This window comes from Bradyrhizobium shewense, from assembly GCF_900094605.1.
Taxonomy (GTDB): Bacteria; Pseudomonadota; Alphaproteobacteria; order Rhizobiales; family Xanthobacteraceae; genus Bradyrhizobium; species Bradyrhizobium shewense.
This window is the reverse complement of record NZ_FMAI01000066.1, coordinates 1-15245: the sequence shown is the minus strand read 5'-3', so window position 1 is coordinate 15245 and position 15245 is coordinate 1. Positions and strand designations below refer to the sequence as shown.

General features: G+C 60.5%; 14 protein-coding genes. 10 read left to right on the top strand and 4 right to left on the bottom strand.

Annotated elements, in window-relative coordinates; genetic code table 11:
* From GA0061098_RS42685 to GA0061098_RS42665, 5 genes are all read left to right on the top strand, one after another.
* On the top strand, window positions 1-323 hold a 323-nt coding region (locus GA0061098_RS42685; RefSeq protein WP_129591121.1), incomplete at its 5' end, for a helix-turn-helix domain-containing protein.
* 324 nt (window positions 324-647) lie between these two features.
* On the top strand, window positions 648-1031 hold the full coding sequence (locus tag GA0061098_RS42680; RefSeq protein ID WP_091968016.1) for a hypothetical protein: 384 nt from the start codon (window positions 648-650) through the stop codon (window positions 1029-1031).
* 51 nt (window positions 1032-1082) lie between these two features.
* A complete protein-coding gene (locus tag GA0061098_RS42675) occupies window positions 1083-2783 on the top strand; it encodes an efflux RND transporter periplasmic adaptor subunit (protein ID WP_245323990.1) in 1701 nt (566 codons plus the stop codon).
* A 7-nt stretch (window positions 2784-2790) separates the two neighbouring features.
* Window positions 2791-5910: an efflux RND transporter permease subunit gene (locus tag GA0061098_RS42670; protein WP_091968014.1), complete on the top strand. Its 3120-nt coding sequence runs from the start codon at window positions 2791-2793 to the stop codon at window positions 5908-5910.
* Between the two features lie 27 nt (window positions 5911-5937).
* A complete protein-coding gene (locus GA0061098_RS42665) occupies window positions 5938-6309 on the top strand; it encodes a hypothetical protein (RefSeq protein WP_245323989.1) in 372 nt (123 codons plus the stop codon).
* Window positions 6310-6427: 118 nt separating this feature from the next.
* Here the strand turns inward: GA0061098_RS42665 and GA0061098_RS42660 are convergent, their stop codons facing one another.
* Entirely contained in the window at window positions 6428-6646 is a 219-nt protein-coding gene (locus tag GA0061098_RS42660) for a hypothetical protein (RefSeq protein WP_347337566.1), read from the bottom strand.
* A 720-nt stretch (window positions 6647-7366) separates the two neighbouring features.
* Here GA0061098_RS42660 and GA0061098_RS42655 point away from each other — a divergent pair.
* A complete protein-coding gene (locus tag GA0061098_RS42655; protein WP_091968009.1) occupies window positions 7367-7579 on the top strand; it encodes a hypothetical protein in 213 nt (70 codons plus the stop codon).
* An 18-nt stretch (window positions 7580-7597) separates the two neighbouring features.
* Here GA0061098_RS42655 and GA0061098_RS42650 read toward each other — a convergent pair whose 3' ends face one another.
* A complete protein-coding gene (locus GA0061098_RS42650) occupies window positions 7598-7798 on the bottom strand; it encodes a hypothetical protein (protein WP_091968006.1) in 201 nt (66 codons plus the stop codon).
* A gap of 621 nt (window positions 7799-8419) precedes the next feature.
* On the opposite strand from GA0061098_RS42650, the gene GA0061098_RS44565 reads away from it, so the two are divergent.
* The 3 genes from GA0061098_RS44565 (at window position 8420) to GA0061098_RS42635 (ending at window position 12710) form a co-directional block, all read left to right on the top strand.
* A complete protein-coding gene (locus tag GA0061098_RS44565; RefSeq protein WP_129591120.1) occupies window positions 8420-8599 on the top strand; it encodes a hypothetical protein in 180 nt (59 codons plus the stop codon).
* Between the two features lie 215 nt (window positions 8600-8814).
* Window positions 8815-10593, top strand: a complete 1779-nt coding sequence (locus tag GA0061098_RS42640) for a caspase family protein (protein ID WP_091968000.1) — start codon at window positions 8815-8817, stop codon at window positions 10591-10593.
* 263 nt (window positions 10594-10856) lie between these two features.
* Window positions 10857-12710 (top strand): caspase family protein, encoded by a 1854-nt coding sequence (locus tag GA0061098_RS42635; RefSeq protein ID WP_165637974.1) that lies wholly within the window; start codon window positions 10857-10859, stop codon window positions 12708-12710.
* Between the two features lie 471 nt (window positions 12711-13181).
* On the opposite strand, the gene GA0061098_RS42625 is transcribed toward GA0061098_RS42635, so the two are convergent.
* Window positions 13182-13424: a hypothetical protein gene (locus GA0061098_RS42625; protein WP_091967945.1), complete on the bottom strand. Its 243-nt coding sequence runs from the start codon at window positions 13422-13424 to the stop codon at window positions 13182-13184.
* A 450-nt stretch (window positions 13425-13874) separates the two neighbouring features.
* Between GA0061098_RS42625 and GA0061098_RS42620 the strand changes: the two genes are divergently transcribed.
* Window positions 13875-14120 carry a hypothetical protein gene (locus GA0061098_RS42620; protein ID WP_091967948.1) on the top strand — a complete coding sequence of 82 codons (246 nt, stop codon included), beginning with the start codon at window positions 13875-13877 and terminating at the stop codon, window positions 14118-14120.
* 626 nt (window positions 14121-14746) lie between these two features.
* Here GA0061098_RS42620 and GA0061098_RS42605 read toward each other — a convergent pair.
* Window positions 14747-14986 carry a hypothetical protein gene (locus tag GA0061098_RS42605; RefSeq protein ID WP_091967954.1) on the bottom strand — a complete coding sequence of 80 codons (240 nt, stop codon included), beginning with the start codon at window positions 14984-14986 and terminating at the stop codon, window positions 14747-14749.
* Window positions 14987-15245: the final 259 nt, after the last annotated feature.

Here is a 15245-nt window from a genome sequence, read left to right as displayed (position 1 = left end):
CCGAAATCTGTGCAGCTATCGGTGTCGCGGAGCGAACGCTTCGCGCCTCCTGCGAAGAGCATCTGGGCATGGGACCGATCCGTTTTCTCACGCTCCGTCGAATGCACCTCGTGCATCGCGCGTTGCTGAGCGCGGTTCCATCGACGTCAACCGTCACTCGGATAGCTACCGACCATGGCTTTTGCGAGCTTGGCCGCTTTGCGGTGGCCTATCGCGACGCGTTCGGAGAGTCGCCGTCGGAGACCTTGAAGCGCCCCGCGAAGCAGATTGCGATCCGCCTCAATCGCCCATCATCACTCGTGGCGGCCGACGCCAACGCATAATCTTGCAAATGGGGGCCTCTTTGCTGAGTCTGCTTGTGGCCCTTCGCGACCATTCGCGCGGCACGGGGAAACGTCCGAAGTGGAGGAGAGACCAGAAGTCACCCGCTAACTCTCAAACCGACGCTCGTGACCCATAGCGGACTCAAAACATAGAGCTGCCTCTCAAGGAACGGATTGAACTCCCGAGTCGGACTCCCCAGGTTTCCGGTTTGCCGGCCTGGGAAGGCCTCAGTAGATCGACTTGAAATCCCGACTGGGTTGACCTAGTTCTTTGCCGTGCAGCACGGTTTCGTCCAACGTCTTCGTCAACTCGCCAGAACGGCCATGTTCGTGGCGATATCGGCGTTTGTGCTTCAGGCGTCACTGATTTCTGTGTCGCAGGTAGAGGCGGCTGTCGGCAACATGCCGATGCCTTCCGTTACGCTCAACGGTTCCCTGCATTTCCACGATCAGCTGGCAGGTCACGTGCATTCCCACGCCGGTGACGACGCGGAAGGCCACGTCCATGACGGGCCGGATCACGATGACGACGGAGCTCAAGGCGTGGCTTGGGACATGTTTGGCACCTCGATCGCCTCAGCGCAGGTCCTTAACCTGCTCAGCGCCTTCGAAGTGCTGGGCGCCATGGACCTGCCGCGCGCGCGGGTCATTGTCGGGGTGCGCCCCGAGGGACTCGTCAGGCCACCAAGTACCTTCAGCATCGCGTAGTCCCGGCGGCGCCTTTGCCGCCGCCTTTTCGCATGTCTGAAGGATCTTTCGATGTTCATGAATCAGTGCTGCCCGAAAGGGCGGCTCGCAGCTCTTGGGCTGGCCGCCGCCTTCTGGTTGGCGAGTCTGTTCCTCGGTGTCTCGTGCGCCTTTGCCCATGAGGGGCACGATCACGGCGACGCCGAGAAAACGGCGGTCGTGTCCTCAGCCTATCCGAGGATTGCCGCGCGCTCCGAGCTCTACGAAGTCGTCGGCATCCTGAAAGACGGCAAGCTGTCCGTCTTCATTCATGATGCGGTGACGAACGAGCCGGTTTCGGACGCCGCCTTGCAAGTCACGATCGGCGATTCCGCCCCGATCGAGGCGTCAAGCCGGGAGGACGGCGCCTACACCGCCCCGATTCCAAACGGCACACCGTCCGGATCGGTTGAGGTGATCTTCTCGATAAGCGCCGGCAGGGGAAATGATCTGCTGGTCGACTCGTTCATACCGCGTGCAGAGGCCCGGCCCGCGGCGCAGAAGCACGAGACCGGCTGGCTGCTTTCGAACCGAGCGACCATCGCCGCCTTCGCGCTCGCCGGCTTAGGATTCGTCCTTCTCTTCGCCTTTTGGAGGCGGCGCGGCCGCAGCATGGCCGCCGCCATGTCCGCCGTGGTGGCAGGGGCCTTCGTCATTCTCGCCGCCATCATGTTCGGCGAGGGCCGGACCGATGCAACGCAACCAAGCCCGCCGGATGTGCACGCGCTGAGCGATGCCCCACGGCGCTTGCAAGACGGCACCGTCTTCGCGGCTAAGCCGACGCAGCGTCTGCTTGATGTACGCACCGCTGCAGCCGCGCCGCAGACGATTCATCCCGCCGTCACCCTGATCGGCCGTGTCATGGCCGACCCCAACCGCAGCAGCATCGTGCAGAGCATCTACGGCGGCCGAGTGGTTCCCGGCGATGACGGCATCCCCCGCATCGGACAAACCGTCCGCAAAGGCGATCTGCTCATCCGGATCGAGCCGCATCTGCCAATCGCCGATCGCACGACCATCCTCGAGAAGGTCGGCGAGATCGAACAGCTGATGGCAGTCACGGAAAATAGGCTGCGGCGCCTCCGGCCGCTGGCCGATCGCGGCGCGGTGCCGCAAGGACAGGTCAACGACCTCGAAAGTGAATTGGAAGGCCTGCGGGCGCGCCGCGAAACCGTTCGCAATTCCCGCACCGGGTTCGAGGAGCTGCGGGCATCGACCGACGGCATCATCACCTCAGCCAAGGTCGCGCCGGGCCAAGTCATGCAGCCGCAAGACGTCCTGTTTCAGATCGCGGACCCTCGCAGCCTTTGGGTCGAGGCGCTCGCCTATGACGAAATAGGCTTGAAGCAGCCTGAAGCCGCAACGGCAATGGCTCCGAACGGGCAGCAGATTGCGCTGAGCTTCGTCGGAACCAGCCGGGCGCTGCGCCAGCATGCGTCCGTGGTTCAGTTCGCCATTCCCGAGCCACCGGCAGGTCTCAACATCGGTCAGCCTTTGAACGTGATGGTCCAGACCGGAGCGCCCGTGTCTGGCCTGGTCGTGCCGCGCAATGCCGTTGTTCGAAGCGGCAACGGCGAGAATATCGTCTGGCTGCACACCGCGCCCGAGCGCTTCGAGCCTAGGCCGGTTCGCGTGGTGCCGGTGGACGCAGCCCGCGTGATTGTGGCCGCAGGCGTCAACGAAGGCGAACACATCCTCGTTCGCGGCACCGACCTCATCAACCAGATCCGGTAGCCCGACCATGTTCAAACTCATTGTCCAGACAAGTTTGCGCAATCGCCTGTTCGTGCTGGCGGTCGCCGCCGTCCTGGTCGGCTACGGCCTGTTCGTGCTCCCCAGCGTTTCGGTCGACGTCCTGCCGGACATCAACCGCCCGACCGTCAACATCCTGACCGAGGCAGAGGGATTGGCACCCCAGGAAGTCGAGCAGCTGGTGACGTTCCCGATCGAGACGTCGATGAACGGCATGCCCGGTGTCATCCGCGTGCGCTCGGTCTCGGGCGTTGGTCTGTCGGTCGTCTATGTCGAGTTCGACTGGGGCGTCGACGTCTACCGCGCCCGCCAATTCGTCTCGGAGCGGCTGGCACTGATCCGCGAGCAATTGCCGGCTTCGGCCAATCCCCAGATGGGCCCGGTGACCTCTATCATGGGCGAGATAATGCTGATCGCGCTGACGAGCGATGGCACGGCTTCACCAATGGACGTGCGCGAGATCGCCGACTTCGTCGTCCGGCCGCAACTCCTCGCCATTCCCGGCGTCGCCCAGGTGATACCCATCGGCGGCGAGGTCCGCCAATACCGCGTGACGCCGAACGTCGCTACCATGCAGGCGCTCGGGGTCACCCACGATCAGATCGAGCAGGCGGTCGCAAGGTTCGGCACCAACAGCGGCGGCGGCTTCGTTGACCAGCATGGCCGCGAATATCTGATCCGCAATGTCGGTCTGACCAGGCGTATCGAGGACCTTCGCAACACCGTCGTCGTCACCCGCGGAGAGCAGCCGATCCTGCTGAAGCAGGTTGCCTCGGTGGACTTTGCCGCGCGGACCAAGCGCGGCGACGCCGGATATAACGGCAAGCCCGCCGTCATCGTCAGCGTCATGAAGCAGCCGGCTGCGGATACTGTGGCACTGACGCGCAATGTCGAATCCACGCTGCGGGACCTGCAGCGCACCATGCGCGGCGGAATCAAAGTCACCAACGTGCAGTTCCGGCAGGCCACCTTCATCGAGACCTCGATCGGCAATGTCGAACGCGTCCTGGCCGAGGCCGCGATCGTCGTCGCTGTGGTCCTATTCGTCTTCCTGATGAACGGTCGCGCCGCGTTCGTCTCGCTGACCGCCATTCCGATATCGATCCTCGTGACGGTCCTGGTGTTTCGCGCCTTCGGCCTCACCATCAACACCATGACCCTGGGCGGCCTCGCCATCGCCATCGGCGAGCTGGTCGACGATGCCGTCGTGGACGTCGAAAACATCCTGCGGCGCTTGCGGGAGAACGCTGCGTCGGGCACGCCGCGCCCTGTCCTCGATGTGATCTCCGGCGCGAGCCAGGAGGTTCGTTCCAGTATCGTGCATGCAACGATGATCATCGTTCTCGTCTTCGTGCCGCTGTTCGCCCTTCCGGGAATCGAAGGGCGGCTGTTCACGCCGCTTGGCGTGGCTTATGTGGTCTCGATCCTCGCTTCGCTGCTGACCTCGATCACGGTGACGCCAGTGCTGTCCTACTATCTGCTTTCGGGACGAGCCCATTCAGGCGACCGCGAAAGCCTTGTTGTCACCAAGCTGAAGCAGGCCAATCGGCTGGTGCTCGGATGGGCTTTCGAGCGGCCGGGTCTCGTGCTGAGCTCAGTCGCGGCGGCGGTCGTCGTGGCAGGCTACGCCGCGAGCCAGATGCCCCGCAGTTTTCTTCCCCCCTTCAATGAAGGGACGCTGGTGCTGTCGCTGCAATACAATCCAGGAATTTCGCTCGCGGAGTCGAACCGTCTTGGACTCCTGGCGGAGCAGTTGCTCGCAAAGGTGCCCGAGGTGAAATCGGTCGGGCGCCGCACCGGCCGCGCGGAGCTCGATGAGCACGCCGAAGGCGTGCACTACAGCGAGATCGATGTCGATCTCGTTTCGTCCGGCCGGCAGAAGGCGGACATTTATTCGAGCATCCGAGAGGCCCTGTCCGCACTGCCGGCGTCGGTGGCCATCGGACAGCCGATCAGCCACCGCCTCGATCATCTCCAGTCGGGTATTCGTGCCCAGATCGTGCTCAAGATCTTCGGGCAGGACATCGAGATGTTGCGGCGGCTGTCCGAAACAGTGCGCCAGCGTCTATCGACGATCCCGGGTCTCGTCGATCTTCAGGTCGAGAAGCAGGTGCTGATTCCGCAAGTGCGGGTTCAAATCGATCATGCGCGCGCCGCGCTGCACGGCCTGACGCCGGCTGCGGTCACCCAGGCACTCGACGCGCTGTCCAATGGCCGGAAGGTCTCCCAGATCGTCGACGGCAATCGCCGTTTCGATGTCGTGATGCGCCTGTCGGAGCAAGACCGTTCGACGACGGGACTGCAGAATTTGCTCATCCCGACCGGCTCGGAGTTCGCCCCGCTGGGCGCTTTGGCCGAGATCGTCGAGACAGACGGGCCGAACCAGATTCAGCGGGAGGGCACCCAGCGCAGGATCGTCGTGTACGGCAACGGGGACGGACGCCGCGACATCGCCGACATCGCTGCTGACATTCAGAAGTCGGTTCGCGAACTCGGTTTTCCGCAAGGCTACACGACCAGCCTCGAAGGCGCCTTTCAGGCCCAGCAGGAGGCGTCCTGGCGCATCGCCATTCTGTCGCTGGCATCGATGGCGATGATCTTCGTCGTCCTCTACAGCCGCTATCGGTCGATCGCACTGGCGCTGATCATCATGGGCAGCATTCCGCTTGCCCTGATCGGCAGCGTCGCCGCGCTGAAGATCTCCGGGCAGCCCTTGTCGGTGGCCTCAATGATCGGCTTCATCACCCTGGCCGGCATCTCGGCGCGCAACGGGATCTTGAAGATCTCGCACTACATCAATCTCGCCATCCATGAAGGCGAGCGTTTCGGGGCCCGGCTGGTCATTCGAGGCAGCATGGAGCGCCTTAGTCCGGTTCTGATGACGGCGCTTTGCGCCGGACTAGCGCTCACGCCGCTCTTGATCGGCGCGGACGAGCCTGGCCGGGAAATCCTGCACCCCGTGGCCGTGACGATCTTCGGCGGCCTGCTCACCGCCACGATCCTCGACACAATCGTGACCCCGATTCTGTTTCTGATGTTCGGCAAGCAGCCGCTGCAGCGGCTGGTGGCCGGACACACTGGAACGTTCACCCCCGCGGAAGCCTATTGAACTCCGCACTAACCCGAGGAACCACCAATGCGAAAGTTTTTCTTCCCATCCATTTTGGCTGTGATCGCCGCCGTGCCGTGTTTCGCCATCGCTCAGACGAGAGGCAGCAACGGCGGCCCTATGGCCAGATCGCAGGGACATCCGATCGAGTTTGTCCGCAAGGGCACGGATATTGTCTTTTACGTGGGCGATGACGATGGTTCTCCGCTATCGACCAAAGACATGAGGGGTCGCGCAACAATTCAGGATGGTGGCAAGACGGTCACCGTTGCTCTTGCGCCGGCCAATCCCAACATGATGACTGGAAAGTTGCGGGCCGAGCTGTCGCCAAAAGCGATCGTGGTGTTTTCCGCCAGTTTGCACGGCCATTCCCTGACGGCGAGATACACTGCGGAATAGAGCGCGTTATAAGCAAAGGGATGGAAGGTTTGGAACTATTCCTCGCCAGCATCGTCCCGATGCTGGCGGACCCCGGACATGGCACGCCACTGCCGATCCCCCGTCCTAACTCGTAAGCTCAACTGACGAGCTGTCTCGGCAACACCATCACGATGTTGATCTCCCGCTCCAATATCTTTGAGGCAATAATCGATATGTGCAACGCGAATTCGTCCTCGATCTTCGCGGCGGTGTCCTCGTCCTTAGCGTAGAGGAACAGGATGTCCCCATCGACTTCATCGAACCGCACGCCTGCGAAGAGACGGTCGAACGTCCTTGCGCCGACGACGAGCGCCATGCGGGCTTGGATTGCTTGGTCATGGATATCGGTGAGTTGCATACGTCGAATATGGGGCCGAAGCACACCGGGACAAGTGTTCAGAACCTTATGCAAAGGCTCGATCTTCCCTCGGAGCCAACATCACGGCGCGTCACCGGGCAACGGCCGTTGCAGCGTCCTCGCTCATCCCATGGCGCTCGCATCCATATTTGCGCCCGTTAAGGAACTCGTTACTAGTCACTGTCACCATTTGCTGTATTAGGTCGCCACAGGCGGCAGCGCAATTCCGAGAGCCCAGTTTAATACCTCGACACGCCCGGTTGGCGGTCTCTTGAAGGAGAGGCCCAATGTTTAAGGGCTTCACGGTGGCAGTTGTGGCGCTGATTAGCACAGCGCAGCTGGATCGATATCTAACCAACGGTCGGTACACCGACGCGGCCACGGATATGCTGCGGCAAATCAGGCACGCGTTTGGGTTTTAGATAATTCCTTTTAGCGCGGAGGCGCGTGATGGACATTTCATGGACCGATCTCGATAGCGATCAAAAACGCGCCATTGCGATACTGGGAGCCGGACTTTCCATCGAGCTCTGCGACCTCTTGCCCTCCTGACGTTAGGGCGGCTCGGCCTAGTCATAGGGTCCCATTTGACGGCTGCTGGTCACAATCTGCGAAGGGATGCCGTTGTGAAGAGTGTCGCGGGGTAATCGTTGCGGGTGACTAGGACCGGGGTCGGGGATGCCAAAAGCGATCGAGCTTATTGTGGACGGTTACGTTAGCTTGAATGACAGGAGGGCACTTGACGATTTGCGCATGCAGCGCCGGAAGCTGGCCGTGGACCTGAAGGCACGCACCGGTTTTGATTGCCGGACAACCATTCAGCAGATCGAGGAAGATATCATCGTGATCGAGGCTGGGCTGGCGCAGTTGGATGGCGCGGCGACGACCTAAGCCGCCGACCTGCTCGACCTAGATCATCCGCTCCTTGGTGACCCGCAAGCTGCGAACGTAATAGCCCTGTCTTTGAACGGCTGACTTGATCTCGTCACTGACTTTCAGAACTCTTTTTCTTTTCTTGCGCCAGTTATTCTGCGAGCAAACGACAGGTATGGCAGAGCCATTGCTTAGAACCAGCAACTCGCGCTTGTCATTGCGATAAACATCAAACATTTGCGTCCCCGCTCATCGTATAAAGTAAGACATTGAAATATGTTTCGGCGGTCTCGAGCTTAGTATCTGGAATGGCTATGAGGATTGTAGATCTGCAACGCCCGCCATTTTTGCTTCAACGCGTTCCGGATGAGGAACGAACTGATGCACCTACGGACGCGCGTTCCGAATTCCGCTACAACCGCATGAGCATATGCGCAGATGCAAGAAATCCCCCGCTGCGATCATTGCGAAGAAGAGTTCGCGCAACAAGAGCTGACCGTTTTCGCGCCACCGGCCGGGGACGGCGAGCTGATCTGCACTCGGTGCATCGAGATCAAGCTCCGTCGAGCTGTCGCGAAGCTGCCGCGTGGTGATAGCTGATGCTGGAGGCCCGTTGGGGATGAACGCCTTGGCGTTGCTCCCGTTGCCTCCCGCTGCCATCGCAAATTCCAAGTTGGCTGGGCGCCTAAAATATGGTCGTCGCGCGTCCCGCTCCGTATAGCGCGGTGGGCGGCCATCGGGCTGCATTGAAAAAACGAGAGCAGCGCGCGGACGAGTGGATCAAGACTGTCCCGCAGACCGATTATAGGGCGATTGTCGACGGGCTGCGCGCCCTTCGGCGTTCGAAAGAGGCCCTCAATGTGCAGCTCGCAGAACAATTTCCCGATCGGGATTAGGATTCCAAACTCGCGCAGGGCAGCCCTGGAGCGCGCCGCAGCGATGCGTGGGCTGTCGGTTGCCAGTTTCATCGAGTGGCTGATCGGCCGCGCGCTGGGCGATGCTGGCCTGATCGAACAGCCGAACCCGGAGGGGCCGTGAGCAAAGCCAAAAAAAATTGCAAAGGCGCCCGAAGTCGGCTCCTGGTGGCTAAGCAGAAGTTCTCCGCTCAGCTAGAACATTACCGTTTTTGACCCAAAGCCGACTTCGTTATTCGGACGGTCTGAGATGACGAACAATGTGACATTTCTCACATAAGCCCCCCTTGCTTTTGGTCAATCTAACCATAGGCTGCGCACATATTGTCGGGGACTAAAATGGGCGCTTTTCGTTGGTTTTCTTTGATCGTTTCCATTTGGCTTATGTGCGGCTCTGCCCATGCTGAGCGCCGTATGGCATTGGTGATGGGCAACTCGGCCTATAAGAGCGTTCCAAAGCTCTTCAACCCGGCCAACGATGCCGCCCTGGTCGGGGGCATGTTCAAGAAGGCCGGATTTGATTGGATCGACATCAAGACCGACCTGAACGGTTCCGAGATGCGCAAGGCCCTGCGCGACTTCGGCCAACGAGCGCGAGATGCTGAGGTGGCCGTGATCTACTACGCCGGTCACGGCATCGAGCTTGATGGGGCCAACTACCTCATACCGACCGATGCGTCTCTTGAGACCGACAGCGACGTACTGGACGAGACCGTGGCGCTTGACCGGGCGCTTTTCGCTGTCGAACCTGCGAAGCAGCTTCGGTTGATCATTCTCGACGCCTGCCGCGACAATCCTTTCGCTAAGACCATGAAGCGAACGGTTGCTGCCCGTGCCATCGGTCGCGGCCTCGCCAAGATCGAGCCGACCAGCCCGAACACGATGATTGCGTTCGCGGCGAAAGCCGGGTCAACGGCGTCCGATGGCGATTCAAAGAACAGCCCATTTGCGGCTGCGCTTGTCGAGCGGCTGCCGACACCCGGCCTCGATCTGCGCAAGGCCTTCGGCTTCGTTCGCGACGATGTGTTGAAGAACACCAGCTATAAGCAGGAACCATATGTCTATGGTTCTCTAGGCGGAGATGACGTGCCACTGGTTGCCGCCAAGCCGCCAGCTACCGGGCCTCAAGCAAGCCCGGAGGACGCTGTTCGCAGGAACTATGAGCTTGCCCTGCAACTTGGCACCCGCGACGGCTGGACGGCCTTTCTCACCCGATATGCCGATGGGTTCTATGCCGACCTAGCCAAGGGTCAACTCAACAAGATCGCGGCTGAGGAGACCCGTGCAGCGGCGGCCGAGAAAGCTCGGCAGGCCGAAGATGAAAAGGCAAGGCTCGCGTCCGAGCGCGCAAAGAAGACCGAACAGGACAAGGCCGCCGCCGCCGCCAAGGCTGCTGAAGATGCGCGGCTCGCTGCCGAGAAGGCCAAACAGGTCGAAGAAGCGAAAGCCGCCGCCGCCGAGCAGCGCCGCAAGGAGATTGAGACCGCTGTTGCAAAAGCTCTGGCTGACAAGCAGGCAGCAGAGAAAAACACAGCCGATCAAAAGATCGCAGCTCTCCCATCGCCTGCACCGTCCCCTGAACCGGCGCAGTCGCCGCAACAACTTACGAAAGCGGTCCAGTCCGAACTGCGGCGGGTCGGCTGTTTTGCAAATGCGGAAGAGGGAGATTGGGGTGCCAAGTCACAGCGATCCCTGACCCAGTTCAACAAGTACGCCGGGACCAAGCTCAATACGATGCTCGCAAGCGCCGATGCGTTGGATGCGATCAAAGCCAAGTCAAGCCGTGTCTGCCCCTTGGTGTGTGATCATGGGTTCAGGGCCGATGGAGACGCCTGCGTGAAGATCGCTTGTCGCGCTGGCTATCGAGTCAATGATGACAACGAATGCGAGAAGACACAGGACAAGAAGCCTATCGTTACAAGGGAAGAGCCGCGCAAGCGGGATGCGGAGCGGCGACAGGTCGAGACCGCTCCATCGAGTAAACCGCAAGCCTCTGGCCAGTTATTCTGCAATTCCGCGGGGTGCCGTCCCGTCGGCAAAGGATGCAGAGTAGAGGCCGCTCCCGTCAGTGATCAGACCTCTCCGATGGCTGGCCGCACCAGAGAGGTGTGCAATTAATGCACCGTTCCCGACAGATCGCCGACGTCTGCTTGTGGCCCGAACGCGAAGTCTAGGCAGCGTACCGGGCGGTCGGCTCATCAGGGTAGACCGGAAGCAGCCGGCCAGCACTCTGAGGGGTGGTCGTGACCCAATGCAGCCTTCGAGCCGCCGAGCCCAAGGTCGCTTTTGGACCGCGACCTTAGTGTGACCAACGTCACCAAGACGAAGCTTGCCTTTCGGTAGTCTCCGCATACCCTGCGCATATATTAATCGGGCTGACGATGCGCGCGTTTCGCTGGGTTTCATTGGTTTTTTTCATGTGGCTGACCTGCGGTTCGGCACAGGCCGAGCGTCGCGTTGCCCTGGTCATTGGCAACTCCGCCTACAAGAGCGTGCCCCAGCTCGCAAACCCGGTGAACGATGCCGCGCTGGTCGAAGGCATGTTCAAGAAGGCCGGGTTCGAAAATGTCGACACGAGGCTCAACCTGAGCGTGGTCGATATGCGGAAGGCGCTTCGCGATTTTGGAGTCAAGGCGCGCGATGCCGATGTCGCGGTCATCTACTACGCCGGACATGGCATCGAACTGGATGGCAACAACTATCTCGTCCCCACCGACGCGGCGCTGGAGACCGATACGGACGTGTTCGACGAAACGTTCCCGCTTGACCGGGTGCTGTTTGCGATCGAACCGGCCAAGCAGCTTCGGCTCGTGATTTTGGACGCCTGCCGCGACAACCCGTTCGCCAAGACCATGAAGCGGACAGTTGCCTCGCGCGCGATCGGTCGCGGCCTCGCCAAGATCGAACCGACCAGCCCGAACACGATGATCGCATTCGCCGCGAAGGCGGGATCGACAGCCTCGGACGGTGACTCCAGGAACAGCCCCTTTGCTGCCGCGCTTGTCGAGCGACTGCCGACCCCTGGTCTCGATCTGCGCAAGGCGTTCGGCTTCGTCCGCGACGACGTCCTCAAGAATACCGGCTACAAGCAGGAGCCTTATGTCTACGGCTCGCTCGGCGGCGACGATGTCCCTCTGATTCGGGCAAAGCCGATTGCAACCGGGCCGCAGGCGAACCCGCTAGACGCGATCCGCCGGGACTACGAACTGGCGCTCCAGCTAGGCTCGCGCGAGGTCTGGACAGCTTTCCTGGCACAATATCCCGATGGCTTTTACGCCAGCCTCGCCAAGGGGCAGTTAAGCAGGCTTGGGGCCGAAGAGGCGCGCGCTGCCGCTGCTGACAAGGCCAAACAGGCCGAGTACGAAAAGGCGCGACTTGCGGCCGAACGCGCCAACAAGGCCGAGCAGGACAAGGCGGCCGCGGCAGCCAAGGCCGCCGAGACTGCCAAGCTCGCGGCGGAGAAGGCCAGACAGACCGAGGAAGCGAAAGCGGCCACTGCGGAGCAGCGGCGCAAGGAGGCTGAAGCCGCGGTCGCCAAGGCCCTGGCTGACAAGCAGGCGGCCGAGAAGGCGCTCGCCGACAGGATCGCCAACGACAAGGCCCTCGCCGACCTGGCCGCCAAACAAGCGGCCGAGAAAAAGGCAACGGTTGACAGCGAAACGAAGGTTGCGGCAGTCGCTGCGACCGCAGCACAGCCCAGCCTAACTGCGAACGAGACGACGAAGCTGCTGCAGTCAGAGCTGCGCCGGGTCGGATGTCTCGCATCCGCCGCCGACGGAGACTGGAACGCACCGTCGCAGCGCTCGCTGACCTTGTTCAACAGGTATGCCGGCACGAAGTTCGACACCAAGCTCGCCAGCTTCGACGCGCTGGACGCGATCAGGAGCAGGCCGGGCCGGGTTTGCCCGCTGATCTGTGAGCGCGGTTTCAGAGCTGATGGCGATGCTTGCGTCAAGATCACCTGCCGTGCAGGCTATCGCGTCAATGCCGACAACGAATGCGAGAAGATCCCTGAGAAGAAGCCAATTGCGATGGGGGATGACTCGAAAAACCGGGACGAGCAGCGCAAACAAGTTGAATCCGCCCCGGCAAAGCCGCAGGCCACCACGGGGCAGATGTTCTGCAATGGAGCTGGGTGCAGGCCGGTGCGGTCTGGCTGCAAACTGGTTCCGAGCGGCTCCGGTCTGCCTTCCGGGGATGGTAGGCCGAGGGGGATGATGGAGGTTTGTGGTTAAAGCTCGTGGGCCGTCTGGGGATGGGGCCGCCAGTTAGAACGATGACCGCTTCTGGCCCATCAGCGAAGTTGCGCCGCCTCTGACGGAGGTCCGCTCACTGCGTCAGAGCGGACCAGATTTGCTCAACCTGAGTGCTTCGCATTTTGACCCATTGCGGACCTCGCCTGTGGCTAACCTGACGTCGTTCTAGGTAGCCGGAAAAAGCTTGAGCAATGAGATGGGGCGGGCGATCAGCGCTTGTCTGCCGTTTGGCCGTTGGCCTTCTTCTCGAGTTCATCGATTCGGTCGAGTGCGTTGCTAAGGAGCTCGCCTAACACCAGCAGTGTTGAGTAGAGCTGCTGCGACATACCGGGTGTCGCAGCATGTATCACTCGCTTTATTTCCTCTCGCATTGCCATGGCCGTTCTCGCAGTGCCTTTCCTGACCGGAGCTAAGTTAGACGCGACTTCGTCGGATATGCGCAAGTCGAAGTCACTTGCGGCGATCCTGCTCAATCCGGTTGGCAGTCGCGAGTTTTCCCTCGATGTACTGCTTTAGATCACCGACCTCTTTTTCAAGGGCCTCTCGCGGGATGTTTTGATTCTTGGCCCCCTCAACGAGGCGGTCAACCAATACGTCCACGCTTTGTGAAGCGCCCGGCGTCCCATATTGCTCCGCGGCGTGAACGCTGTTCTCGACCCAAAAATCAATGTACTCGCGTGTCGTCGTTGGCATGTGAAGTTTCTGCCAATATCGAATTGAGATTCGCGTGGAGAGTAATATATGCAGAGCTGGGGGCAAGGCGGCGCCCGCACGGTGGAGCCAGGCTCAGCTATCGGACGTTCCAGTTGTGGGCCAGGTTCTGCCGGCTTCACCGGGTATCCTGCTTCCCTCCTCAGCGGCCTGGTTCTATTTTCGCAGTGGCCCGTTTCGCCTTTTGAGCGCATAAACGGGGATGCCCGATTCCCACTACCGAACCTGCCATTGTGGAGCGCTCTATAGCCGAACCGAGGCGATGGCCCCGGGTCGGCAGATCGCCAGCTTCGAGTGCTCGGTTTGCGGCGCGACCATGGAATCGTGGAACACCGCTTGGGTGCCCACCTATAGATTGATTGCTGGCCCCGTCCGCCTTCAGCGACCCAGCTAGTTATTGCAACTCTTAGCAATTCCGCGGATTGGCCACGGATGGCAGAGTCGTTCGGCACTTCATTCACTATCGTTGAGGCGACCTCGGACGACGCTCCGCAGCCAACGAAGCAGATGTGGCTCGCCTTAGCCAAGCCCAATCAGGCATTGACGCTAGTCCTTGCTGCCGTTCCCGAAGGCTGGACTGCGGCAGTTGTGCCAGCGGTCCTCACTGAAAAGCAGCAGAGGATGTTCGAGGAACTCAACCTCAAACCCGGCGATGTCTACAGGATCGCTCCAGAGTAAGGCCCCGGGGGGCAACGTCTGCTATTTACTCTAGGCCGAACATGGCACAACCGGGTTCCCTTTTCGGCCGCCTTCCTACATAATTCGGCATGGCAAAAATAAAAGTGAACTTCAAACCAGTTCGTAAATCCGAGGGCGACTGGGCTATCATCGCCGAGTACCCGGGCGCAGAAGCGCGAGAGATTACGGGCTTCACGAGCAAAGCCGATATTGACGATTGGATGAATGGAGAGCGTCGGATCGCTTGGCTCCGATCACAGGGTTACGCGAAGTGACTCGATGACCCCTTCAGGTGCGCGTCCGGTGCTTTTGGCGTGGCTGAAGGTCCGGACTCACTTGTACTCTTCCAGCTCCCTGAACCAAGGCGCCATTCTCGCGGAGATTAGTGAAGATACGAAAGCTGATCTTCCGTAACGACGCGCTCAATGTTCTCGGACCTGCACTTGATGCGATATCTTACTCGTCCATCGGACTCGATCGGCATGCACTGTACGATCGTGTAGATCCTTGGCAGTTCAGTTGCGGCGCGTCCTTGGGGACCTTGAGCGTGGTGCCGAACCTCTTCATTTAGCTTATAGGCGTATGACATATTTTCCTCGACGTTTACGGCTCTATCGGCGGTCTTGCTAGTCTTCAAGAATGGATTTTGTAGCCTCGAATATCTGTTCCGCGGTGCCCTTAATCGTGCCCTTTGCCCAAGCTTGGAACACTGTGACGTATGCGTTCTTGTAAGCCGCTTCGTCCGCGGAGAAGTAGACTTCGTCTGTGGCAATATCCAAGACAAGCGCTCCTGTATCGATACAAATTTCCTCGATCAGGACCAGTCGTTCTTCTTGCTCGGCTAGATGACGTTTAACTATGCTCATTGAGTCTCCTGCGTGGCACTGAGGAATCACGTTCCCGATGCGGCTGGTGAACACGCTGACGTAGTCACCGGGCACACGCAAGGAAGCCGCAGTGGCGCCCGCTTTTCGATCTTTTTACCTGCTTGAATGAAAAACCCCGCCCCGATAACTCGGGAGCGGGGCAGGACCACAAGCTCTACCAGTACATCCGTGGCTAGAGCGACAGGTCTGTTGTGCTCTTAACTAAGCAGCACGAAGATTTTCGGCAGCGGACTTGCCC

Coding starts and splice junctions, on each gene's coding strand:
- GA0061098_RS42655 (WP_091968009.1), top strand. CDS start 7,367: ATGCCAAAAGCGATCGAGCTTATTGTGGACGGTTACGTTAGCTTGAAT.
- GA0061098_RS42675 (WP_245323990.1), top strand. CDS start 1,083: ATGTTCATGAATCAGTGCTGCCCGAAAGGGCGGCTCGCAGCTCTTGGG.
- GA0061098_RS42625 (WP_091967945.1), bottom strand. CDS start 13,424: ATGCCAACGACGACACGCGAGTACATTGATTTTTGGGTCGAGAACAGC.
- GA0061098_RS42605 (WP_091967954.1), bottom strand. CDS start 14,986: ATGAGCATAGTTAAACGTCATCTAGCCGAGCAAGAAGAACGACTGGTC.
- GA0061098_RS42640 (WP_091968000.1), top strand. CDS start 8,815: ATGGGCGCTTTTCGTTGGTTTTCTTTGATCGTTTCCATTTGGCTTATG.
- GA0061098_RS42620 (WP_091967948.1), top strand. CDS start 13,875: ATGGCAGAGTCGTTCGGCACTTCATTCACTATCGTTGAGGCGACCTCG.
- GA0061098_RS44565 (WP_129591120.1), top strand. CDS start 8,420: ATGTGCAGCTCGCAGAACAATTTCCCGATCGGGATTAGGATTCCAAAC.
- GA0061098_RS42670 (WP_091968014.1), top strand. CDS start 2,791: ATGTTCAAACTCATTGTCCAGACAAGTTTGCGCAATCGCCTGTTCGTG.
- GA0061098_RS42660 (WP_347337566.1), bottom strand. CDS start 6,646: ATGGCGCTCGTCGTCGGCGCAAGGACGTTCGACCGTCTCTTCGCAGGC.
- GA0061098_RS42665 (WP_245323989.1), top strand. CDS start 5,938: ATGCGAAAGTTTTTCTTCCCATCCATTTTGGCTGTGATCGCCGCCGTG.
- GA0061098_RS42680 (WP_091968016.1), top strand. CDS start 648: ATGTTCGTGGCGATATCGGCGTTTGTGCTTCAGGCGTCACTGATTTCT.
- GA0061098_RS42650 (WP_091968006.1), bottom strand. CDS start 7,798: ATGTTTGATGTTTATCGCAATGACAAGCGCGAGTTGCTGGTTCTAAGC.
- GA0061098_RS42635 (WP_165637974.1), top strand. CDS start 10,857: ATGCGCGCGTTTCGCTGGGTTTCATTGGTTTTTTTCATGTGGCTGACC.